The sequence below is a fragment of the Rhizobium sp. 57MFTsu3.2 genome, from assembly GCF_012932765.1.
GTDB lineage: Bacteria > Pseudomonadota > Alphaproteobacteria > Rhizobiales > Rhizobiaceae > Rhizobium > Rhizobium altiplani.
The window spans coordinates 38968-61281 of the sequence record NZ_JDWI01000022.1; the positions used below are offsets into that span (position 1 = coordinate 38968).

Here is a 22314-nt window from a genome sequence, read left to right on the forward strand (position 1 = left end):
TGCTGGCTAAACGCCCCTAAGCCGCCTCTGCCAGGCCCAGCAGAGCCTTGGCGGCACCCTCGTCTGTGATCAGCGTGTTACAGCCGATCCGCTTGATGGTGGCACGGATTGCGACCGCGCGATGCGTGCCGCCGGATGACAGCACGATGTGCTTGGCCCTCTTCAATGTGTCGAGATCCACGGACATGACGCGGCTGTTGATCGAGTGATCGATCGTGTTGCCGTCCTTGTCGAGGAAGTTGAACATCGTGTCGCAGACGCAGCCGGCGTCGATCAGCTGCTGCAGCTCGGCCTTCGAGATCCACCCTTCCGACAGGGAGGTAGAGTGCGGGCCGATGTCGCCACAGCTGACGATCGCGAGATCCAACGTTTCCGCCAGCCGATAGATCGTGTCCAGGCCACATTTCTCGATGAGGTTCCGCTTCGTTTCCGTAGAATCCACCAGAAGCGGGGCAAGGAACATATAGCATTCGGCGCCGAGCTGGCTCGCGAGGCGCCAGGTGTAGTCGATCGGGTTCGTCTGGTGGACGGCGACGACGCCTCCGAGGAGGGAGACGACCTTGCAATTGTCGCGGCGGGGCGGCCGGAAGCTTGAGAGCGAAGCCGTCATGGTTCGGCCCCAGCCGACGCCGATTGTGTAGTCGTCTGGAATGGCCTCGGAGAGGAACTGTCCCAACGCAAGGCCAACGCTTTTTGCCAGCGAGTTGGCGTCAGGCTGCGCCGGCGCCGGCACGACGATCGCTTCGTCGAGGCCATAGGCGCGCTCGAGTTTTACCGAAAGTTCGACGCAATCGCCGATCGAGTCGTTGATCCAAATCTGCACTTCGCTGCGCTTCATCGCCTCGTCGAGCAGGCGGATCACGGTCGTGCGGCTGATGCCGAGCTGTTCGGCGACATCCTTCTGCGTCAGTCCCTGATTGTAATAGAGCCAAGCCGCACGCAACCTAAGGGAGGATGCTTCGGAATAAGCCGTATGCGTGCCACGTTTGAGCTTGACCACATCTCCTCCGGAGCGAATTGCGCCCTAGATCTATCATCAAGCCAGGACAGGTTCGTTGTTCCGCCGATAATGACGGGTGTGACACTTATGTCAATTGAAATGCACAAATGTCCTTGACATATCTGGCGGGGAATAGTGATAGTCGCCGCCAAGAAGTCGCATCCGTGCGACCGAGGAGGTAATGTGCAGGTAAGCGGGACGTCCCATCGGCACTTGGCGGCCGAGGCGTGACGCCGTTTCGCGGGGATGACGCGACCGCTGCTTACACAGGCGGCTCGCAGACTGCCCATTCGTAGATTATTTGCCGGGCGAAGTTCGCATCGGCGCGCAGCTCAAGTCAAAAGGACCAGTAACCATGACATCCAAGCTTGACCACCTCCGCGAGATTACCACGGTCGTTGCCGATACCGGTGACATCGAGGCTGTTGCCCGTCTGAAGCCCGTCGATTGCACGACGAACCCAAGCATCGTGCTGAAGGCACTCGGTACGCCGATGTTCGCAGATACCGTCAAGGAAGCTGTTGCCTGGGGCAAGAAGCAGGGCGGCAATCCGGAGGCCGTTTCCGCCGCCGTTGCCGATCGCCTGGCGATCTCCGTCGGTGCTGCGCTCGTGAAGCTCGTTCCGGGCCGCGTGTCAACCGAAGTCGATGCGGACCTTTCCTTCGATACCGAAGCGTCGCTTGCCAAGGCCCGTTCGATCATCGCTGCCTACAAGGAACGCGGCATCGAGCGTGACCGCATCCTCATCAAGCTGGCTTCGACCTGGGAGGGCATTCGCGCCGCCGAAATCCTGCAGAAGGAAGGCATCGACTGCAACCTGACGCTTCTGTTCTCCAAGGCCCAGGCGGTTGCCTGCGCTGACGCCAAGGTGTTCCTGATTTCGCCGTTCGTTGGCCGCATCCTCGACTGGTACAAGAAGTCGACTGGCAAGGAATTCACGCCTGAGGAAGATCCGGGCGTCATCTCCGTCCGCGACATCTACAACTACTATAAGGCCAACGACATCAAGACGATCGTCATGGGTGCCTCGTTCCGCAGCGCCGGCGAAATCGAAGCCTTGGCCGGTTGCGATCGCCTGACGATCGCGCCGAACCTGCTCGACGAACTCTCCAACGATCAGGGCAAGCTCGAGCGCAAGCTGTCGCCTGATGTGACGAAGCCTGCCCCGAAGATCACCGTCGACGAAAAGATCTTCCGCTGGATGATGAACGAAGACGCGATGGCGACCGAAAAGCTCGCCGAAGGCATCCGTGCCTTCGCCAAGGACCTTGGTACGCTTCGCAGCAACGTTCAGAAAGAACTGCAGCTCGCAGCTGCTTAAGGCTTACGAGCGCTCCAACCAAGAAGGGCGGTGCCATTCGGTGCCGCCCTTTTTCGTGTCATATCGACCAGATGCGCTTGGCGTTGGCCTGATAGAGCTTGTCGCGCTCTTCCGGGCTGCAGCCCGAGGTCAGCGCATGGGTGGCAGCGACCCAGGGTGCCAGCCCGCCGCCGAGCGTGCAAACGGGCCAGTCGCTGCCCCAGACGACGCGATCCCAACCGAAGCTGCCGATCGTATGTTCGACATACGGGCGGAGGCTCTCGACCGACCAGTTTTCGAGATCCCCATAGGCGATGACGCCTGAAATCTTTGCCGTCACGTTCGAGCGGCGGGAGAATTCCGTGATGCCCTTGCGCCAGACGTCGCTCATCCCATCCGTGATCGGCGGGTTGGCGCAATGGTCGAGAATGAAGCGAACATCCGGGCAGTGATCGACCAGCGCGAGGATGGTCTCGAATTGATGCGGGAAGACACAGAGATCGAACGTCATGCGGGTGCCGGAGAGGCGCTTGATGTTCTCGCGAAACAGCGGTCGGGCGGCTGTGTCGTCCGGGGCCACGTGGAGGACGCGGCGGAAGCCTTTGACGAAGGGATCGGCAGCCGATCGCTCCAGATAGGCCGCGAAACCATCCTCTTCCGGCCGGCAGGCGGCGATGACGCCACGCACAAGACTGCCCTGGCGGCGGCTGACTTCCCTGACGTAATTCGTCTCGTCGTCGATACGCGCCGGTGCAACGTCCACTTCCATGTGCAGCACATTGGAGATGCCGCAGCGTAGCGCATCGCGCGCATAGTCTTCGTAGAGATTGTCACGATTAAGATCACCCGCGCCGGAGAGCCAGGGATAGTCGAGCGCCTGCCGGTCGACGATGTGCAGGTGTGTGTCGAAGTGCATGCGGTTCCTCCCATTCATGCGATGCTGTTTGCCGCAAGGTGCGGCGGCGGCGCCGACTGGCTTTTCGGCCACCAGATTTTTCATGCCCGGCCACACAAGATCAACTAGGCTTCCGGCGCAAACCTCGCTCCATCAGGTTGACGCCAATCTGAATATATTGTTTGCATATGAATGAATGCGCCGCAAGCGCCGGAATTTGGGAGGATGTATGAGCCACGGTCTGGAAGGCAAGAAAGTCGTCATCACGGCGGCAGGTCAGGGTATCGGTCGAGCAAGCGCTGAGCGCTTCATTTCACTCGGCGCGCATGTCTATGCGACCGATATCAACGAAAACACGCTTTCCACCCTGGAAGGCGCCGAGAAGCATGTCCTCAATGCGCTCGATGGCGACGCAGTCCGTGCCTTCGCAGCCACGATCGGCCCGATCGACGTTCTCTTCAATTGCGCAGGCTTCGTTCATGCAGGCTCGATCCTCGAATGCGAGGAGAAGGACTGGGACTTTTCCTTTAACCTGAATGCCAAGGCGATGTATACGACCTGCCGTACCTTCCTTCCCGGGATGCTGGAGAAGGGGAAGGGGTCGATCGTCAACATGGCTTCGGTCGCCTCCAGTGTGAAGGGCGTTCCCAATCGCTTTGCCTACAGTGCATCGAAGGCAGCCGTGATTGGCCTCACCAAGTCAATTGCCGCCGACTTTGTTGCCAAGGGTATCCGCGCCAATGCGATCTGCCCCGGTACCGTGGACAGCCCGTCGCTGCACGAGCGCTTGCGTGCGACCGGCGACTATGAAAAGGCACTGAAGGATTTCATCGCCCGCCAGCCGATGGGTCGCATCGCCACACCCGAGGAGATCGCCGCTCTGGTGACCTATCTTGCCGGTGACGAGGCAGGCTTCACGACGGGCCAGATCCATGTCGTCGATGGCGGCTGGACCGGCTAAAGCCATATTGCTCCTGCCGCCATCAAACTGATATCAAAGGCAATCTTGCAGCGGTAGGATTGTGACGGCGGCAGACGCTGGGCGCCGGGAAAGTCAGGTCATGGAGCAACTACGCAGACACATGGTGTTCGTCGTCGCCGTGACCGCTGGACTCGTGACTTTCCTGTTGCTCACCAGCCGCGAGGTCAATCCGCAGAACCTGATTTTTGGCTGGAACGCCGGCGCCATCGTCTTTACGGCGCTCACCTGGCGCCGAATGCTGCGCGCGACCGTCGCTAGCATCCGCGAGAGAGCTGAGGATCTCGACCTTTCAGACGTCTTCCTCATGGCGCTGTCTATTTTGGCGGCGCTCGCCAGCATTGCCGGTATCGCGCTGGAACTTCATGCAGCCAAGGGGGCTGACGCAAGCGAGGCGCTCGTACGATCGCTTGGTGCAATCGCCACGATCCTGATCTCCTGGGCATTCCTGCACACCTTGTTCACGGTGCACTACGCACATCGCTTCTATGGCGGAGAGGCCAAGGGGGAAGGGCTGAAGTTTCCGGAAGGCAATGACGAGCCTATTTATTGGGACTTCCTCTACTACTCCTTCACGATCGGCGTTGCCTCACAGACGGCCGACGTTGCGACGACATCGGTCACCATGCGCAAGCTGACGCTCCTGCATTCCATCCTCTCATTCCTGTTCAATACGACGATCCTGGCCCTTGCCATCAATGTCGGAGCAAGTCTGCTCTAACGCCTTTGGCTGCGTGGAGGGACACACGGATTTGATGTATGAAGCAATCTCATCCCCCAGAGGTTGCCGTGATGGAAGCATTGCCGTGTGAGAGATTGTTGGTCCTTGCCGGCTGTGACGATGCCCGCTTGCGTGATCTCGAGCGCCTAGAGATCATTGGTCCTGGATACACAGGCTATGCCGCAAGCGATGTCAGCCGGCTCCGATTGATAGTTGCCCTGCAGGAAGCCGGCATCAGCCTCGATGTGCTGGCGGAAGGTCTGAGGCGGCGGATCTTTACTCTGGAGTTCGCCAATCAGCTGATGTTCGAGCCCGTAGCGATGACCGAGGCGTTGTTTCGGCCGAGGTGGCGGCAGGGCAACTGGATCTCGACGAGCTGAATGGCATAAGGGCATGCGCCAGCTTGCCGCCGCTTTCAGCGGATCAACCGCTTCGCGAGGACGATGCGGAATTTATCTGGCTGTTGGCGGAGTGCAGGCAGCTTGGTGCCTCCGTTGTCGGGATGGAGCGGGTGCTGCGCGTTTTCGGTCAGTCGGTTCGCCGCTGTGTCGACACGATGCGCGACCTCTTCCGCGGCGAGGTCGAAGAGCCGATGCTGAATGCGGGCCTTAGCTACCATCATCTTTTCGAGGTTGCCGCCACCAAGCGCTTGGCACTACAGCGGATCGGCTTCCGGATGCTGTTCCTGCTGCAGCGGCGGATGCTGGAGGAGGCGGTGTTCGACAATATCGTCGGAAGGCTGCAGGATGCCCTGCGCGAACACGGGCTGGAGCCTGGCGACGAGGACAGCCTGCCGGCCGTGGCCTTTGCCGACCTTTCCGGCTTCACGGGCTTGACGCGTGAGATTGGCGATGTGTCTGCCGCCGAGAAGGCCGCCCGTTTTGAAGCAATCGCCCAACGGCTTTCATGCGCGTTCGACGGACGTATCGTCAAGCCACTGGGCGACGGCGTCATGATGCTGTTTCCGGATGCAGCCTCGGCGGTGCAAGCATCGCTATCGCTGGTGGAGCAGAGCCGTTTGGATGAGTTGCCGCCTGTGCGGGTCGGTGTAGCAACGGGGCAGGTTGTGCCTCGTGACGGGGATATTTTCGGCCGGACGGTCAATCTCGCGGCGCGCGTTTCGGCCGTTGCCGGGCCGTCCCAAACACTTGTCTGCCTCAATACGCGTGCTGCCGCCGAAGCGGCAGCACGCGGTCTTGCCTTCCAGGGTCTGGGAGCTGTTTCCCTGAAAGGCTTCAAGGACTCGGTGCCTCTCTTTGCCGCCCAACGCGCGGCGGCAGGTTAAAGCACCGCATTGCCGGCCATCAGCGCCAGAATCAGGAAGATCAGGAAGATCACCAGCGCGATGCCGAAGAGAACGCGAGCAATCGTTGCCGTTGCGGCCGAGATGCCGGAGAAGCCGAAGAAACCGGCAATCAGCGAAATAACGAAGAATATGAGAGCCCATCTAAGCATGGATTTTTTCCTTTTTGCTCATCGTTTAGATGACGCAGGGCGAGGAAATTTGTTCCATATTCTACGCAACCGGTGGGCGCAGCCCGCAGCGGTAGCTGAAAGCGTTGGCGACGCCCCTGGGGAGCGCCGCCGGCCGGATTGCCATGTTACATCAGGCCCAGTTGCTTGTAGAAGCCAAGGGCGTCGTAGTAGTCCGACTGCTGCTTGATCACGTTGTTCTCAATGACGAAGACCGAGGCACCGTCGAAGGAGAAGGACTTGTCGGTTGCCTTGGTCCCATCGGCCCAAGGACCGCTGTTCTTCCCTGAGAAGGTCCACTCGAAGGAAACCTTGTTTCCGCTGACGATCGGATCACCCCGCATCTCCCATTTCAGATCCGGCGCAGCGGTCATGAAGTTGTCGATCACGGCCGCCTTGGCCTCGGCCTTGCCGACGGTCGGCTTGCCAACCGATGCGTCGTAGTAGCTGATCTTGTCATCGAAATAGGAAGCGGCCTTGCCGGCATCGTGGGCGTTCCATGCGGCCAGGTACTGTTGAACGACCTCAACCGGCGTCTGATCGGCCGCATAGACCGGCATGGCCGAAAGCGTCGAGGCGAGACAGATGCCACCGAAGGCGGCAAGAATGGTACGGCGTTTCATTTCGACTCCCCTTTTGTTGCATGTTCTTGTTTGCAGGTTACGGCCCGCCCGTCGGCCCGGCCGCGCGGGATCAACCGTGGTTGATCATTACGTGCCGGACGGCGGTGTAGTCCTCCAGTGCGTAGACGGACATGTCCTTGCCATAGCCTGATTGCTTCAGGCCGCCATGCGGCATTTCGTTGGTGAGCATGAAGTGCGTGTTGATCCAGGTGCAGCCATATTGCAGGCGGGCGGCAGTTTTCATGCCGCGGCTGATGTCCTTGGTCCAGACCGACGAAGCGAGGCCGTAGTCGCTGTCGTTCGCCCAGGTAACGGCATCCTCGACACCGGTGAAGCGGGTGACGGAAACGACCGGACCGAAAACCTCGCGGCGAACGATCTCGTCATCCTGCGTGGCGCCGGCGACGACCGTCGGCGTGTAGAAAAAGCCCCTGTCGCCGGAGGTCTTGCCACCGGTGGTGATTTCCATGTGCTTGTGTTCGGACGCACGGGCGACGAAGCTTTCGACGCGGTCGCGCTGGCGCTTGGAGATCAGTGGGCCGATCTCGTTCTCGGTGTCGTCGGCCTGATTGAACTTGATCGAGGAGACGGCTGAGGAGAGGTCGGCGACGAACCTGTCGTAGACCTTCGCATCGGCGTAGATGCGGCAGGCGGCGGTGCAGTCCTGGCCGGCATTGTAGTAGCCGAAGGTGCGGATGCCCGCGACAACAGCGTCGATGTCGGCGTCGTCGAAGACGATGACCGGCGCCTTGCCGCCGAGTTCCAGGTGGGTGCGCTTCACGGTCTTGGCGGCTGCCTGCAGAACTTTCTTGCCGGTAGCGACGTCGCCTGTGATCGAGACCATCGAAATCTTCGGATGATTGATCAGGGCATTGCCGACGCTCTCGCCGCGGCCGAGGATGACGTTGACGACGCCTTCCGGCAGGATATCGGCAAGCAGCTTCGCCATCTTAAGTGCGGTGAGCGGCGTCTGTTCGGAGGGCTTGAAGACGACGGTGTTGCCGCCGGCGATTGCCGGAGCGAGCTTCCAGGCCATCATCATCAGCGGATAGTTCCACGGCGCGATGGAGCCGATGATACCGACCGGATCGCGGCGGATCATTGATGTATGACCAGGCAGGTATTCGCCGGCGACGGGGCCGTGCAGATTGCGGACGGCGCCTGCAAAGAAGCGGTAGCAATCGACGATTGCCGGGATTTCGTCGTTCAACACGGCATTGATCGGCTTGCCGCAGTTCAGGGCTTCCAGTGCGGCAAACCCCTCGGCGTCCTTCTCGATCGCATCGGCGATCCTGAGGAGGTAGCTGGAGCGTTGGCCCGGTGTCGTCTGCGACCAGTCCTGGAATGCGGATTCTGCGGCGTCGACGGCAGCGTCGATCTGGGCAAGCGAGGCTTCCGGCAGGTCAAGCACGGTCTCGCCCGTCTTCGGGTTCAGGATGTGCTCTTCCGTTTCCGTGCCCGCTTCGAAACGGGACCCAATCAGCATCGCGGTGTCCATGATGTTCTCCCTTAATTATTTGCCGGCTCCGGCGACCTGGTCGCCGTCGCGAGTGAGGTAGTAGGCTGCCAGGATCGGCAGGAAAGTGACGAGCACGACGACCATCGCGACCACGTTGGTGACCGGGCGTTGGCGTGGGCGGATGAGTTCTTCGAGCATCCAGATCGGCAGCGTCGATTGCTGGCCGCCGGTGAAGGTGGTGACGATGACTTCGTCGAAGGACAGCGCGAAGGCGAGCATGCCGCCGGCCAGAAGCGCGGTCCCGATGTTCGGCAGGATGACGTGGCGGAAGGTCTGGAAACCGTCGGCGCCTAGATCCATCGATGCCTCGATCAGTGAACCCGAGGTGCGGCGGAAGCGGGCGACGGCGTTGTTGTAGACGACAACGACGCAGAAGGTCGCGTGACCGAGCACGATCGTCCAGACCGAAAATGGAATGTCGAACAGGCTGAAGGCCGAGCGCAGTGCAATGCCGGTGATGATGCCGGGCAGCGCGATCGGTAGGATGACGAGGAGCGAGATTGCTTCACGGCCGAAGAACTTCGTCTGGCTTACTGCGGCTGCGCAGAGCGTGCCGAGCACCAGCGCGATCGCGGTGGCGATGCAGGCGACCTGCACGGAGAGGCCGAGCGCTGACCAGACATCCGGGCGGTTCCACGCGATGGCGAGCCATTGCGTCGTCAGTCCCGGTGGCGGCCATTGATAGCTCTTCTCTTCCGTCGTGAAGGCATAGACGAAGATCAAGAGGATCGGCAGGTGTAGGAAGAGCAGGCCACCGGCTGCGGCGATCTTTAGAAGCAGCGGTGAACGCTGGGAACGGTCAGAGCGCATCGAAGGCCCCCTGTTTCTTGGCCAGCCAGAGATAAACGGCCATGATGACGATCGGGACGACGGAGAAGGCGGCCGCGAGCGGGACGTTGCCCGCGGTGCCCTGCTGGGCATAGACCGCCTGGCCGATGAAGAGGCGCGACGAACCGATGATCTGCGGGATGATGTAGTCGCCTAATGTCAGCGAGAAGGTGAAGATCGAGCCGGCGACGATACCGGGCAGCGCCAGCGGGAAAAGTACGGTGCGGAAGGTCTGGCTCGGTGTGGCGCCGAGATCGGACGACGCCTCGATCAGGTTGCCTGGGACGCGTTCGAGTGCTGCCTGTGTCGGCAGGATCATGTAGGGCAGCCAGACATAGACGAAGACGACAAACGTACCGAGATAGCTGACCGACAGCGAATTGCCACCGACAACGGGCAGGTTGAGGATGCCGTCGAGCAGCCAGGACAGGTGCAGCTTCTCGAAGATCCAGGTGAGGATGCCTTCCTTCGCGAGGATGAGTTTCCAGGCGTAGATCTTCACGAGATAGCTCGACCACAGCGGCAGCATGACACCGAGGTAGAACAGCGCCTTCCATTTGCCCTGCGCATAGCGAGCAGCGTAGTAGGCGATGGGAAAGGCGACGACGGCAGAAGCCAGTGTCACCAGCGCCGCCATGATGATGGTGCGGATGATGATGTCAAAATTCGTCGGGCTGAGGAGTTGCGCATAGGTCGCAAGCGTGAACTCGTAATTCACCAGGCCCGAGAAATCATCGATCGAGAAGAAGCTCTGCAGGAGCAGCGCGATCAGTGAGCCGATGTAGATGATGCCGAGCCACAGGAGCGGCGGCGTCAGCATCAGGAAGAGCAGCAGTCTAGGATGGCGCCAGAAGGCGTCCGAGAGCTGTCCGAAGAAACCGCCGCGACCGGGAAGGATCGAGGTCTCGCGCAGTTCCGCCGGTTTGGTGAGGGCAAGCGCTGTCATGCTGCGTCATCCATGTAATGCACGTCGACGGGCTGCCAGACGAGGCGGACGCTTGTGCCGACATCCGGCACGTTGGCGCCGGCCGGCAGCATGACGTGCAGGCGGGTGCCGCGGATATCGACCGAGAGGCGGGTTGCCGCGCCGAGGAAGCTTGCATGCTCCACACGCGCCTCAACGCCTTCGCCGGCGACGTGGATCGCTTCCGGACGCAGGCTCGCCCAGCGCTTCTCGCCGCCGAGCGCGGTCATCATATCGGGCGCAATGACATTGGAGGAGCCGACGAAATCCGCGACGAAGCGCGTCTTCGGGCGCCGATAGATGTCGTGCGGCGTACCTTCCTGGACGATGCCGCCGTTGTTGAAGACGGCGACGCGGTCGGCCATCGACAGGGCCTCGCCCTGGTCGTGGGTGACGAAGATGAAGGTGATGCCGAGCGCGCGCTGCAGGCTCTTCAATTCCTCCTGCATCTGCTCGCGCAGCTTCAGGTCGAGCGCGCCGAGCGGTTCGTCGAGGAGAAGGACTTTCGGCTTGTTGACGAGGGCGCGGGCGAGCGCCACACGCTGCCGCTGGCCGCCGGAGAGCTGTCCGGGTTTGCGCGCGCCGTAACCGGGAAGCTTCACAAGCTCCAGCGCCTGCTCGGCGGCTTTGGTGCGCTCTGGCCTACCGACACCCTTGACCATCAGCCCGTAGGCGACGTTGTCGAGGATGTTGAGATGCGGGAAGAGCGCGTAGTCCTGGAAGACGGTGTTGACGTTGCGGCGATAGGGCGGGATGCCTTCGGCGGTCTCACCGAAGATTTCGATGTGGCCGCCCGTCGGCTGCTCGAAGCCTGCGATCAGGCGCAGGCAGGTTGTCTTGCCGGAGCCGGAAGGGCCAAGCATGGCGAAGAACTCGCCGGGCGCGATTTCGAGATCGACGCTGTCGACGGCGCGGACCGGCCCGAAATGGCGCGAGACCTGTTGGAAACGGACGGCGGGAATCATTGTAAAACTCCGGGATGTTGCGTCTTTCACCTTCCCAGCGGGAAGGATGCGGCCCAAGGGGCCCCGACGAGGGGACAATTCGGCGTTCCGTCGTTGCCCCCAGCGCTCGGACGTTTCGCTCTTGTCTTCATTGTCCCCTCGCCTTGCCCTCAGCGGGCGCCTTCTCCGCTTGCGGAGAAGGAGAGGTTGTGCGGGCGGATTATCGTCCGCCGATCACACCGATATAGTCGGAGACCCAACGGTGATACGGTACGCACTCGCCCTGCGTTGCGCATTTGGCCGTCGGCGTTCTCCAGAACTTGATCTTGTCGAAGTGATCATAACCGTTCGTTGAGCAACCCTCGTCGGTCAGCAGCTCGTTGCCCTTGCAGGCAGCGGGAACGGAAGGAACGGCGCCGAACCAGGCAGCGGCATCGCCCTGGACCTTGGCCTGCAGCGAATGCTCCATCCACATGTAGGCGCAATTCGGGTGTTCGCTGTCGACATGCAGCATGGTCGTGTCAGCCCAGCCGGTGGCCCCTTCTTCCGGGAAGGTGGAGGCGATCTTCTGTTTGTCGGCTTGCATCAGGTTGACCTGGAACGGCCAGGAACCGGAGGCCACGACGCCTTCGTTCTTGAAGTCGTCGATCTGGATCATCGCGTCGTGCCAGTAGCGGGAGACGAGCTTGCGCTGGCCGCGCAGCAGGTCGAGCGCCGCCTTGTACTGGTCTTCGTTCAGTTCATAGGGATCCTTGATGCCGAGTTCCGGCTTGTGCGCCATCAGGTAGAGAGCGGCATCGGCAACGTAGATCGGACCATCATAGGCCTGGACACGGCCCTTGTTGGACTTGCCGTCGGGAAGGGTTTCTTCCTCGAAAACGACCTTCCAGCTGGTCGGTGCCTTATCCTTGAAGGCATCGGTGTTATACATCAGCACGTTCGGCCCCCAGAGATAGGGAACGCCGTAGTGGACGTCTTTGACCGTGTACCATGCGCCTTTCTGCAGGCGCGGATCGACGTTCTTGAAGCTCGGGATGAGATCGGTGTTGATCGGCTGGACACGCTTGCCTGCGATCAGGCGAAGCGACGCGTCGCCAGAGGCCGTGACGAGGTCGAATCCGCCTTCGTTCATCAGCGAGACCATTTCGTCGGAGGTCGCCGCCGTCTTGACCGACACTTTGCAGCCGGTTTCCTTTTCGAAGCCGGTGACCCAGTCGTAGCTCTTGTCGCTTTCACCGCGTTCGATGTAGCCCGCCCAGGCTACGATGCTGACAGCACCTTCGCCCTTGCCAAGCGCCTTCAGCGGTTCGGCTGCGGCAACCTGCGTCACGAAGCTCACGCTCGCGAGGGCAGCAGTGCACGATTTCAGAAGATATTTCATCTGATGTCTCCCGGTTGTTGCCACTTTTCGTGGCGTTATGTTCCCGGTTGAAAGGTGCGCTGAATTTTCCGGTTTCGCAAATTCATTTATCAGAAAGGCGATATCGGAATTTCCGATATCGTCCGAAGGATCACCGGGGCCGGCCGGATCGCAGGGCTTCTGCGATGCCCACGAAGTCGCGCGCCGCTTGCGGCAAACTCGAGCCCTTTCGCCAGACCATGCCGACCTGGACGACCGGAAGGGAGCCGGACACGTCACGGCTCTCGATTCGGTCGCCTTCCAGCGACCAGGGGCGATAGACCAGGTCGGGCAATAGCGCCACGCCGGCACCGGTCGCGACCAGACTGCGTACCGCTTCCACCGAGCGCGTGCGGAAGGCGACATGCGGCCGTGCGCCAAGCGCCGACAGCAGCTTGCCGGTGTTTTCCTCGATTTCGTCGACGGTCAGCATGATCAGCGGTTCGCGAGCGATGTCCGCCACGGAAATGATGTCGGCGGAAACGAGTGGATGGCCCATGGGCAACCACAACCGGTAAGGTGACGTCTCCAGGATCTCTGCCTGCAGGGCCATGCGGTCGCGCAGGTTGGAAATGACCATGACGGCCACATCCAGTTCGCCGCCGACCAGCAGGTGCTCGAGATAGCCGCCATTGTCTTCGATTGCGCTGACTTCGACGCCCGGGCAGGCGCGGCGATAGCGGGCCAGGAGGTCGGAGAGCACATAGCCGGCGACGAGCGAGGTGACGCCGATGTTGAGTTTGCCGGAGATCTCGTTCTGCTTGCCGGAAAAGCTGGTGCGCGCATCCGTCACGCTTGCCAGGATTTTCGTCGCATGGCGAAGGAACTGATGGCCATTGTGGGTGATCGTCAGGCCGCGTGGATGACGCTCGAAAAGCTCGACGCCGAGGTCGGTTTCAAGCTCCTTGAGGGCCTCCGTGACCGACGATTGCGAGATCGAAAGGTTCTGCGCGGCGCGCGTTACAGAGCCCTGCTCGGCGACGGCAACGAAGTACTGGATCTGGCGAAGCGTGAAGGCCATCAGCCGTTAGAGCATGGCCGTGAGGACATTGGCAAGCATAGGGAAAGCTTGGACCTTTTTTGGTGTTAATCCCATACTGATGCAAACTTAGAGCCCGCGTTTAAGTATTCGGAAACGTCATTTCTCTAGCGTCGAAACCACTCGTATTGCGTTGGAGCTTGTTAATGGCGGAGCAGTTGGCGTGAAGGCCCTACTGCGCATCTTCCGGCCTTCCCGGAAATTGGTGTTTATCATCGCTGGCGTCGCCCTTCTCGGGGGCGTCTCCGGCGGTGCCGCGCTTTTTATCGGCAAGGATAGGCTCCTTGGCCCTTCCGCAGAGACGATGAACGGCCTCTCCTGCACCGACGTCAATCTCGTCACCATCAAGAAGCAGAACCGCGTCTGGATCCGTAAATATATCAAGACCGAGCCGACCGATGGCATGACTCGCGTCAAGACCGCGCTTCGCGTCGCCAAGACGATCTACGATGCGCAGAGGCCCGATCTCGTGCAAGTCGTCGTTCTCGATACCAACGGACCGACGCTGCGCTCGGATATTCGCGGCAGGGCGATCGGCGCTGACGTCGTCTATATTCCGCATCCCGATCCCGTCCTCGAAAGCACGGAAGCCAAGACCTACACCGCCCGCTACTATGACGGGGAGGCGGCGGACAACGGGCTGTTCTTCGGCGAACGCGTCGATCTACCCGAGGACGAGATAACCGCGATGAACGCGTCCTTCAGGGACTATTCGGACTGTATCGATCCCATCGCCGTTGCCGCTACCAAGGGCGGCGAAGGAGAGGGCAAGAAAACTGCGAAGACAGCAGAGGCAAAGGAAGTAAAGCCCGCGGAAGGCGGCGAACATGGCTCCGCACCTGCCAAAGAGCCTGCTGCGCCGGAAGCCGCGCCCGGAGCCGGCCACTAACCCTTTCCAACAAAAAAGCGGCGAGCCCAACGGGTCGCCGCCTTTTTCTATTCCAGGTAAGCCGGCTCAGTCGGCCTTGCTGCGTCGAGCCGGGAAGAGGATGACGTCGCGGATCGATGGGGCGTTGGTGAGCAGCATGATCAGGCGGTCGACGCCGATCCCGAGACCGCCGGCGGGCGGCATGCCCTGGTCGATCGCATCGAGGAATTCGTCGTCCAGCTGCTTTTCCTTTTCGCCGCGGGCGTGCGCCTGCTCCAGCTGCTCGACCATGCGGCGGCGCTGCTCTTCCGGATCGTTGAGTTCCGAGAAGGCGTTGCCGAGTTCCCAGGCGTTGCAGTAGGTCTCGAAGCGTTCGACAAGGCGCCGCTCGCCTGGCACTTCCTTGGCGAAGGGCGAGATGTCCTTCGGAAAGTGGGTGACGTGTGATGGCTGAATGAGCGTGGCCTCAACCTTTTCTTCGAAGATGAAGGCAAGGCATTCGCCCCAGGTCCAGTCCTTCTCGACTTCGAAGCCGGCGGCCTTGGCAGCCGCGCGGGCTTCCTCGTCGGTCTTCATGGCGAGGAAGTCGATACCGGTCACTTCCTTGACGGCGTCTGGCATCGGCACGCGCTTGAACGGCCCCTTGAAGGAGATCGTCTTGTCGCCGAAGGGGAATTCCGTCGTGCCGTGGATCGACAGTGCCAGGCTTTCGAACAGCCGCTCCACGAGGTCCATGATGTCCTCGTAGTCGGCATAGGCCCAGTAGCACTCCATCATCGTGAATTCAGGATTGTGCCGGGTCGAGACGCCTTCGTTGCGGAAGTTGCGGTTGATCTCGAATACCTTGTCGGTAAGGCCGGAGACCAACGTCCGCTTCAGGTACAGTTCCGGCGCGATGCGCAGGTACATGTCGAGCTTCAGCGTGTTGTGATGCGTCTTGAACGGCTCGGCGGTGGCGCCGCCATAGACCGAGTGCAACATCGGCGTTTCGACTTCCATGAAGCCGTCGTTTTCCATGAAGCGGCGGATGCCGGACACGATCTTCGAACGCTGCTGGAAGCGGAGCTTCGATTCCTCGTTGGTCATGATGTCGAGGTGGCGCTTGCGATAGCGGATCTCGACGTCGGAAACGCCGTGCCACTTCTCCGGCATCGGGAGCAGCGACTTCGTCAGCATGGTGATTTCGCGAGCGTTGATCGACAGCTCGCCGCGCTTCGTGCGGCGCACCGTGCCGGTCACGCCGATGATATCGCCGATATCGATCATGCCAAGCATGTTGCGGGCTTCTTCCGGCGTCACGTCCTTGTGGCTGAAGATCTGGATCTTGCCCGAGGCGTCATGGATATCCATGAACATGCCGGAGTTGCGCGAGGAATAGACGCGACCGGCAACGGTCACGACATCCTGCGTCTCGACGTCGGATTCGAGGTCCTTGTACTTCTCCGCCAGTTCGGCATTGGTCATGGTCCGGTGGAAATGCGCCGGATAGACCTCGCCGATCTGTTCGCGCAGCAGCTTCAGCTTCTGGGCGCGGACCTCGGTCGCGTCGGAGGAAAGGGTCGCTGTTTCGGTCTTTTCAGTCATGATGCAAACGTCCGGTTCAGTTCTTCGGGCCGACGAGGGAGGCAACTGCCTGGGCGGCCAGTTTCAGCCGCTGACGCACGACGGAACGGCCGAGGATCGCCATCGAGTCGAAGAGCGGCAGCGAGCGCGACGAGCCTGATACTGCGACGAAGAGCGGGGCCACGACGACCTTCAGCTTCTTGCCCATGCGGTCGGCAATGGCGCGTAGCTCGGCTTCGATCGTCTCGACGTTCCATTCGAGGATCTTTTCGAGATCCGGCTGGACGGTGTTGAGGATCTCGAGGATCTCTTCCGGCGGTGACTTGATCTTGGCGAAGGCCGACGGGTCAACGCCGAGGTCGGACTTCAGCAGGAAGCCTGCGAGGTCAGGTAGTTCGCCGAGCTTGGAAATGCGCGACTGCGACAGGCGCAGGCCCGCCTTCAGGCGATCGTTCTCCATCGCCCAGTCGAGCACGCGGGCCTGGAACTCCTCTTCGGACAGCTTCTCACGAATCCAGCGGCCGTTCAGCCAGTCGAGCTTCTGGATGTCGAAGATGGCGCCGGCCTTCGAAAGGTTTTCGGGATCGAACTTCTCGGAAAGCTCGTCCATATCAAGCAACTCTTCGCCTTCGGCGATCTGCACGAAGAACAGGCCGAGGAAGTTCATCAGCGCTTCCGGGATATAGCCGAGAGCGGAGTAGTAGGAGATTGACGTCGGGTTCTTGCGCTTCGAGAGCTTCGATTTGTCGGCATTGCGCATCAGCGACAGATGCATGAACACCGGCTGCTCCCAACCGAAGTAGCGGTAAAGCAGGATGTGCTTCGGCACGGATGCCAGCCATTCTTCGCCGCGCGCGACATGGGTGATTCGCATCAGATGGTCGTCGATGACGTTTGCCATGTGATAGGTCGGCATGCCGTCGCCCTTGATCAGGACCTGCATGTCAACGGAATCCCACGGAATGCTGACATCGCCATAGACGCCGTCGGTGAAGTCGCAGGAGCCCTCGGTCGGGATCTTCATGCGGATCACGGAGCCTTCGCCGGCGGCCATCTTCGCGGAGACCTCTTCGGCCGAGTACTTCAGGCAGAGGCCGTCATACTTCGGCGCCTTGCCGGCGGCGCGCTGCTCTTCGCGCATCTTCTCTAGACGCTCAGGCGTGCAAAAACAGCGGAACGCATGCCCCTTGTCCAGCAGTTCCTGGCCGTATGGGGTGTAGATGTCCTTGCGGTCGGACTGACGGTACGGGCCGTAGGGGCCACCGATGTCAGGACCTTCCTTCCATTCGAGGCCGCACCATTTCAGCGCGTCCAACACCTTGGTCTCGAATTCCGGGGTCGAGCGCGTCGCATCGGTGTCTTCGATGCGCAGAATGAACTCGCCGCCGTTCTTCTTGGCGAAAAGGTAGTTGAAGAGAGCGATGTAAGCAGTGCCGACATGCGGCTCGCCGGTCGGCGAGGGAGCAATGCGGACGCGGACGCCGGAAGCTGTCATTTTATGTGCCCGTCAAATGAATGCCGGACGGCTTGCCTGAGAAAGCGACGTTCGGCCGGAAAGAATGCAGGTAACTGGATCAGGAAACCGGCCGGAAAAGGGCACTGCCCCCGTTCATCCGCCGATTGCCCATTTGGCTGGCCTTAAGGCCATATTCGACCGCGCGCGTCAAGGAAAATGGGCGATCGCATCAATGGACAGGCCAGACGTAGAGCAGGACAGGTACGCTGACGAGGACGATGACGAATGACAGCGGCAGGCCGAGGCGGGGGTAATCGCTGAAACGATAGCCGCCGGGACCGAAGACCAGCGTGTTGCATTGGTGGCCGATCGGCGTCAGGAAATCGCAGCCAGCGCCGATGGCGACCCCCATCAAAAAGGCCTCCGGTCTATAGCCGAGCGTGTGGGCAAAGCTCGCCGCAATTGGCGCCATGACCAGAACCGTTGCCGCATTGTTGAGGAACGGCGTTACCGCCATGGCGGTGATGACGATCAGAGTCAGCGCGCCGAAGGGCGGCATCTGGGCGGCGAAGTGCCCCAGCCACCCGGCAATCAGATCGCTTCCGCCGGTCGTTCGCAATGTGTCGGAGACGGGGATCAGCGCGGCAAGCATGATGAGGATCGGGCCGTCCACCGCCTTGTAGACCTCGGCAAGGGGGATGGCCCGAAAAACGACCATCGCCAGCGCGGCGCAGAAGAAGGCGACCGAAACCGGAACCATTCCGGCCGCCGTCATCCCCATCGCTGTCGCAAGGATCAGCAGCGGTACGTAAGCTCTGCGCGGCGTGCCGAGCATGATTTCGCGCTGCGCCAATGGGAGACAGGAGAATTCCTGCAGGAAGCCCGGCAGGTTTCGACGGCTGCCTTGCAGCACAAGAACATCGCCGGCGCGCAGGGTGACTTCGCTCAACCGTTCGGTCAGCCTGTGCCCGTGCCGGCTGACCGCAAGCAGGTTGATGCGCCGGCGGTTCCAGAGCGAGAGCTGGCGCGCGGACCACCCGATCAGCATGGACTCGGAGGAGACCACTGCTTCGATCGAAGTCACGTCGCCCTCCGTCTTTGCTTCGGGGATCGGTTTGCCTGAAAGTTTGAGTTTGGCGTTGGAAACGACGCGATCCAGGGCTTCAGGACGCCCTTCCAGCAGAATCGTGTCGCCCGGCTTCAGGAGAACGTCGGGGAACGGCGCGAGGCGCGAATGCCCGCGCAGGATCGCGGTTGCGACCACTTCTCCATCGCCGAGCTGCAGGAGCTCGTTGAGCTTTTTGCCTTCGAAGCCGGAGCCTTCGACCACCGTTGCTTCGGAGAAATAGTTCTTCAAATCCAACGCTTCCTCAAGCGATGGGTTCTCGTTCTGCCGTTCGGGAACGAGCCAGTGGAAAAGGATCAAGAAGACGATGCCAACCAGAGCAAGCGTCGCGCCGACGGGTGTGAAGTCGAACATCGTGAAAGGCGTCCCGGTGATTTCGCCGCGAAGCCGCGAGACCACGATGTTTGGTGAGGTGCCGATCTGCGTCATCAACCCGCCGAGTAGCGCGGCAAAGCTCATCGGCATCAGGTAAAGCGACGGAGACCTCCCGCTTTTTCGGGCAAATTGGAAGGCGACTGGAATCATGATCGCAAGCGCGCCGATGTTCTTGATGAAGGCCGACAGAAGCGCGACGACAATGAGCAGCAGCGCGAGCTGCGCATGCAGCTTGGTCAGGTTCGGAAAGAAGCGCTTGATCGTTGTATCGACGATCCCCGAGCGCGCCACGCCGGCGCTGACGATGAGGGCGCTGCCGACGATGATCACGATGTCGTCGCTGAAGCCCGAAAATGCCCGGTTGAAAGGCACGATACCGACGCAGATGGCCAGCACGAGAGTGCAACAGGCAACCAGGTCATAGCGAAACCGATCCCAGATGAAGACTGCCATCATCAGGCCGATGAGCCCGAAGGCGAGGATCTGCTGCGTTGTCATGCGATTCCAGCAACTTGAGGTCGGCACCGGCGAGTGCCCGCCGTACCGATAACTGTAAGCTCCGCTGGACTAATCAATGCCGCGCCGCGGGCAAAGTTCCTAACGCCGCCCGTCGAGGATACGGATCGTTTCAGTGAGGATTTCGTCCGAGAGGGCAGGGTCATCGACGGCGCGCGCCATGACGAGGGCTCCGACGAGGCTTGAGAGATCTGCTATGGCCTTGCCGCGATCGACCGTTTGCCCCTGCTGCGCCTGGATCTGTTCGACCTGCTCGATGCGTGCGCGAACGTAGTCGGTGATCCCGCCGCGCTGCCCCTTGGGGAGGCGGGCGATTTCCGGGCCAAGAGCCGCAACCGTGCAGCCGCTGTCCGCCGCATCTCGATGTGCCCTCGATAGATAATTCTTCGCCAACGCACCGAGCGTGGCGTAGGCGGGTTCGGAACGTAGGCTTTCCAAAAGGGCGTGGCTGACGGCTTCCGCGGCAAGGTCGCCCTTCGATTTGAAGTGGCCGTAGAAACCACCATGCGTCAATCCGGCGCCCTTCATTACTTCGTCGACGCCGACAGCATGAATTCCTTTCTCTCGAAAGAGCCGACCGGCCGTGTCGATGATCCGTTGGCGGTTCTGGTTCGCCTGTTCCTTTGTTGGGCGCATTTGAGGCTCTCATCATTTGTTCTTGACAAATTATATGACGTCCGTCATTTAAATGCAAATGAATGACGATCGTCATTTAAAATTGACCAAGGAAGCAAGGAAGGCAATGACAATGCGCTATAGGATTTTCGGCCGAACCGGACTTCGTGTCTCCAGCCTGGCACTTGGCACAGGCAATTTCGGGACGGGCTGGGGTTACGGTTCCAGTCGCGAGGAGGCCAAGGTGGTCTTCGATGGCTACCGCAACGCCGGCGGCAACTTCATCGACACGGCCGACCAGTATCAATTCGGCCAGTCGGAAACGATGGTCGGCGAGTTCATCGCGAGCGACCGCGATGACATGGTCGTCGCGACGAAGTTCTCGCTCGGTGATCGTCACGCGGCCGGCCTCCAGCGTACAGGCAACAGCCGCAAGGCCATGGTTCAGTCGGTCGAGGCAAGCCTGAAGCGGCTCGGCACCGATCGGATCGATCTTCTTTGGGCGCACATGCCGGATGCCGTAACGCCGATCGACGAGATCATGCGAGGTTTCGATGATCTCGTCCGCTCGGGCAAGATCCTCTATGCCGGACTTTCCGACTTCCCGGCTTGGCGCGTGGCGACTGGTGCCACGCTTGCCGAGCTTCGTGGCTGGGCGCCACTGTCGGCTCTGCAGCTGGAGTACAGCCTCGTCGAGCGTACGTCCGAGCGCGAGCTGCTGCCGATGGCGGCGGCCTTTGGCCTTGGTACTGTCGGCTGGTCGCCGCTCGGCGGCGGGCTGCTGACCGGTAAGTACCGCAAGGGCGAAACTGGCCGCCAGCAGGGGCTCGGCGTCGTCATTCACTCCGAAAGCGATGCGCGCAAGACGGCAACGGTCGATACAGTTCTGGCAATCGCCGAGGAAACCGGCGTGCCGGCCGGCCAGATCGCCATCGCCTGGGTGCTGCACAAGGGCACGCTGCCGATCATCGGGCCGCGAACGGCTGAGCAGCTTGCCGACAACCTTGCCGCGCTGGACGTGAAGCTTAGTGAGGAGCAGGTTCGGCGCCTCGATGACGCGAGCGCGATATCGCTCGGCTTTCCCCACGATGTGGTCTCCCAGAGCCGCAACACGCTGGCCGGTGCAAAGGCCGACCTCATCGACTGGCCGACGATTGCGGTTCGCTAACTGTGATGCCGTGGCCACACTGGGTCGCTCCTTCCAGGACGGCGCGGTGCTTCGCAGTTGCTATTGTTGAAGCTCGGCAAGCGCCCTGCGAAGAGGTGTGTCGGAGATCTGGATCCAGCCCGAGAATGGAATATCCATATCCAGCACGATGAAGATCGATAGCGATATCAGGAGCGCGGAGATGGTGAACATCAGCACGACAATGATGTTTCTTGGCGCGCGATAGCCGAAGCTCGCAAAGATCAACGTCAGCCACGCCGTCAGCATGCTTATGAGCGGCCTTGGGATGACGCCTTCCGACTGTTCCACGATGACCCAGCGCTGCTCGACGATCCGTTGATATTGCTGGCGAGCGTCGTTCCACAACACCACATGGCCCGGGTCGGAAGGCACGATCAGTGCCAGACTGTCTCCGACGGCGTTGAGGGCAATCTCGCTTGTGCGGTCGCTTTTGACCAGCGGATCCGGCGCGGCGCGTGCCGGATTGGTGAGAGCCTTTTCGACGTAGTTCTCCAGACGCTTGCGAGTTTCCGTGGCCTCGAGGCCATAGGTCCGCAAGGTCCGGTCGAGAAGGATGATCTGGGTTGCGAACGCGTGAACGTTCTTGTCGATCTCGCCGAAAGTGTTCTTCGAGGAATTGATCATCAGGCCGAAGACCAGCGATGTCATGACGACGAAGATGTTGGCGACGAGCCGAACGACGGTGTTGGTCTCGTCCTGCCGGTGATGCACAGGCAGCTTTGAATAGGTCAGCATCGTTCCGATCGAGGCTGTCATGAGCAAAGCAAAGACAACGGCCGCCACCAGCGATTCCAGTGCCATCTTTCGTTGCGCCCTCCCGTGCTCTCGACGGCAAACTAGCTGTTTTAATTGATTTTGTCAGTGGACCGGATCTGCCCGCTGGACAAACGCTCCGTTGGGTATAGCTTCCGCGGCGGAATTC

The 22314-nt window shown here is 60.9% G+C and carries 22 protein-coding genes; 7 read left to right on the forward strand and 15 right to left on the reverse strand.

Annotation, left to right across the window (positions count from 1 at the left end):
• Positions 1 to 16 precede the first annotated feature (16 nt).
• Complete coding sequence (locus tag AF71_RS21260) at positions 17 to 1000, reverse strand: sugar-binding transcriptional regulator (protein ID WP_018856491.1); 984 nt, start codon at positions 998 to 1000, stop codon at positions 17 to 19.
• Positions 1001 to 1355: 355 nt separating this feature from the next.
• Between AF71_RS21260 and tal the strand changes: the two genes are divergently transcribed.
• Positions 1356 to 2321: a transaldolase gene (gene tal, locus AF71_RS21265; protein ID WP_018856492.1), complete on the forward strand. Its 966-nt coding sequence runs from the start codon at positions 1356 to 1358 to the stop codon at positions 2319 to 2321.
• A gap of 58 nt (positions 2322 to 2379) precedes the next feature.
• Here the strand turns inward: tal and AF71_RS21270 are convergent, their stop codons facing one another.
• Positions 2380 to 3216, reverse strand: a complete 837-nt coding sequence (locus tag AF71_RS21270) for an amidohydrolase (RefSeq protein ID WP_169682954.1) — start codon at positions 3214 to 3216, stop codon at positions 2380 to 2382.
• Positions 3217 to 3424: 208 nt separating this feature from the next.
• Here AF71_RS21270 and AF71_RS21275 point away from each other — a divergent pair, with 208 nt between their 5' ends.
• The 4 genes from AF71_RS21275 to AF71_RS21285 all read left to right on the forward strand — a co-directional run bounded on the left by AF71_RS21275 (position 3425) and on the right by AF71_RS21285 (position 6180).
• Complete coding sequence (locus tag AF71_RS21275; RefSeq protein WP_025658861.1) at positions 3425 to 4156, forward strand: SDR family oxidoreductase; 732 nt, start codon at positions 3425 to 3427, stop codon at positions 4154 to 4156.
• Between the two features lie 100 nt (positions 4157 to 4256).
• On the forward strand, positions 4257 to 4895 hold the full coding sequence (locus AF71_RS21280; protein ID WP_026371708.1) for a DUF1345 domain-containing protein: 639 nt from the start codon (positions 4257 to 4259) through the stop codon (positions 4893 to 4895).
• A 38-nt stretch (positions 4896 to 4933) separates the two neighbouring features.
• Complete coding sequence (locus AF71_RS31825; protein ID WP_162763489.1) at positions 4934 to 5275, forward strand: MerR family transcriptional regulator; 342 nt, start codon at positions 4934 to 4936, stop codon at positions 5273 to 5275.
• Between the two features lie 23 nt (positions 5276 to 5298).
• Complete coding sequence (locus tag AF71_RS21285) at positions 5299 to 6180, forward strand: adenylate/guanylate cyclase domain-containing protein (protein WP_246733756.1); 882 nt, start codon at positions 5299 to 5301, stop codon at positions 6178 to 6180.
• Here the strand turns inward: AF71_RS21285 and AF71_RS21290 are convergent.
• From AF71_RS21290 to AF71_RS21325, 8 genes are all read right to left on the reverse strand, one after another.
• Positions 6177 to 6350, reverse strand: coding sequence for a DUF1328 domain-containing protein (locus AF71_RS21290; RefSeq protein ID WP_018856498.1), 174 nt, complete (start codon positions 6348 to 6350; stop codon positions 6177 to 6179). The two genes, AF71_RS21285 and AF71_RS21290, sit on opposite strands and share 4 nt — an antisense overlap.
• 146 nt (positions 6351 to 6496) lie before the next feature.
• Positions 6497 to 6991: an ester cyclase gene (locus tag AF71_RS21295; protein ID WP_018856499.1), complete on the reverse strand. Its 495-nt coding sequence runs from the start codon at positions 6989 to 6991 to the stop codon at positions 6497 to 6499.
• 70 nt (positions 6992 to 7061) lie between these two features.
• The gene (locus tag AF71_RS21300; RefSeq protein WP_169682956.1) at positions 7062 to 8489 is read right to left on the reverse strand and encodes a gamma-aminobutyraldehyde dehydrogenase; all 1428 of its coding nucleotides are present in this window, start codon (positions 8487 to 8489) and stop codon (positions 7062 to 7064) included.
• Between the two features lie 15 nt (positions 8490 to 8504).
• Entirely contained in the window at positions 8505 to 9320 is an 816-nt protein-coding gene (locus AF71_RS21305) for an ABC transporter permease (protein WP_018856501.1), read from the reverse strand.
• The gene (locus AF71_RS21310) at positions 9310 to 10284 is read right to left on the reverse strand and encodes an ABC transporter permease (RefSeq protein ID WP_018856502.1); all 975 of its coding nucleotides are present in this window, start codon (positions 10282 to 10284) and stop codon (positions 9310 to 9312) included. Before AF71_RS21310 ends, AF71_RS21305 begins: the two co-directional genes overlap by 11 nt.
• Positions 10281 to 11267, reverse strand: coding sequence for an ABC transporter ATP-binding protein (locus tag AF71_RS21315; RefSeq protein WP_018856503.1), 987 nt, complete (start codon positions 11265 to 11267; stop codon positions 10281 to 10283). The genes AF71_RS21310 and AF71_RS21315 overlap by 4 nt, the downstream gene beginning before the upstream one ends.
• Before the next feature lie 199 nt (positions 11268 to 11466).
• Entirely contained in the window at positions 11467 to 12627 is a 1161-nt protein-coding gene (locus AF71_RS21320) for an ABC transporter substrate-binding protein (protein WP_018856504.1), read from the reverse strand.
• A gap of 130 nt (positions 12628 to 12757) precedes the next feature.
• Entirely contained in the window at positions 12758 to 13666 is a 909-nt protein-coding gene (locus AF71_RS21325; protein WP_018856505.1) for a LysR family transcriptional regulator, read from the reverse strand.
• Between the two features lie 181 nt (positions 13667 to 13847).
• On the opposite strand from AF71_RS21325, the gene AF71_RS21330 reads away from it, so the two are divergent.
• Entirely contained in the window at positions 13848 to 14573 is a 726-nt protein-coding gene (locus AF71_RS21330; protein WP_113471964.1) for a hypothetical protein, read from the forward strand.
• 66 nt (positions 14574 to 14639) lie between these two features.
• Here AF71_RS21330 and lysS read toward each other — a convergent pair whose 3' ends face one another.
• The 4 genes from lysS to AF71_RS21350 form a co-directional block, all read right to left on the reverse strand.
• Positions 14640 to 16136 carry a lysine--tRNA ligase gene (lysS, locus tag AF71_RS21335; RefSeq protein ID WP_018856507.1) on the reverse strand — a complete coding sequence of 499 codons (1497 nt, stop codon included), beginning with the start codon at positions 16134 to 16136 and terminating at the stop codon, positions 14640 to 14642.
• A gap of 16 nt (positions 16137 to 16152) precedes the next feature.
• The gene (gltX, locus tag AF71_RS21340) at positions 16153 to 17610 is read right to left on the reverse strand and encodes a glutamate--tRNA ligase (RefSeq protein ID WP_025658866.1); all 1458 of its coding nucleotides are present in this window, start codon (positions 17608 to 17610) and stop codon (positions 16153 to 16155) included.
• A 190-nt stretch (positions 17611 to 17800) separates the two neighbouring features.
• Entirely contained in the window at positions 17801 to 19570 is a 1770-nt protein-coding gene (locus AF71_RS21345) for an SLC13 family permease (RefSeq protein ID WP_018856509.1), read from the reverse strand.
• A gap of 99 nt (positions 19571 to 19669) precedes the next feature.
• Entirely contained in the window at positions 19670 to 20224 is a 555-nt protein-coding gene (locus AF71_RS21350) for a TetR family transcriptional regulator (protein ID WP_018856510.1), read from the reverse strand.
• A gap of 112 nt (positions 20225 to 20336) precedes the next feature.
• On the opposite strand from AF71_RS21350, the gene AF71_RS21355 reads away from it, so the two are divergent.
• The gene (locus tag AF71_RS21355) at positions 20337 to 21371 is read left to right on the forward strand and encodes an aldo/keto reductase (protein ID WP_026371710.1); all 1035 of its coding nucleotides are present in this window, start codon (positions 20337 to 20339) and stop codon (positions 21369 to 21371) included.
• Positions 21372 to 21431: 60 nt separating this feature from the next.
• Here the strand turns inward: AF71_RS21355 and AF71_RS21360 are convergent, their stop codons facing one another.
• Positions 21432 to 22193, reverse strand: a complete 762-nt coding sequence (locus AF71_RS21360) for a DUF4239 domain-containing protein (protein WP_018856512.1) — start codon at positions 22191 to 22193, stop codon at positions 21432 to 21434.
• Positions 22194 to 22314: the final 121 nt, after the last annotated feature.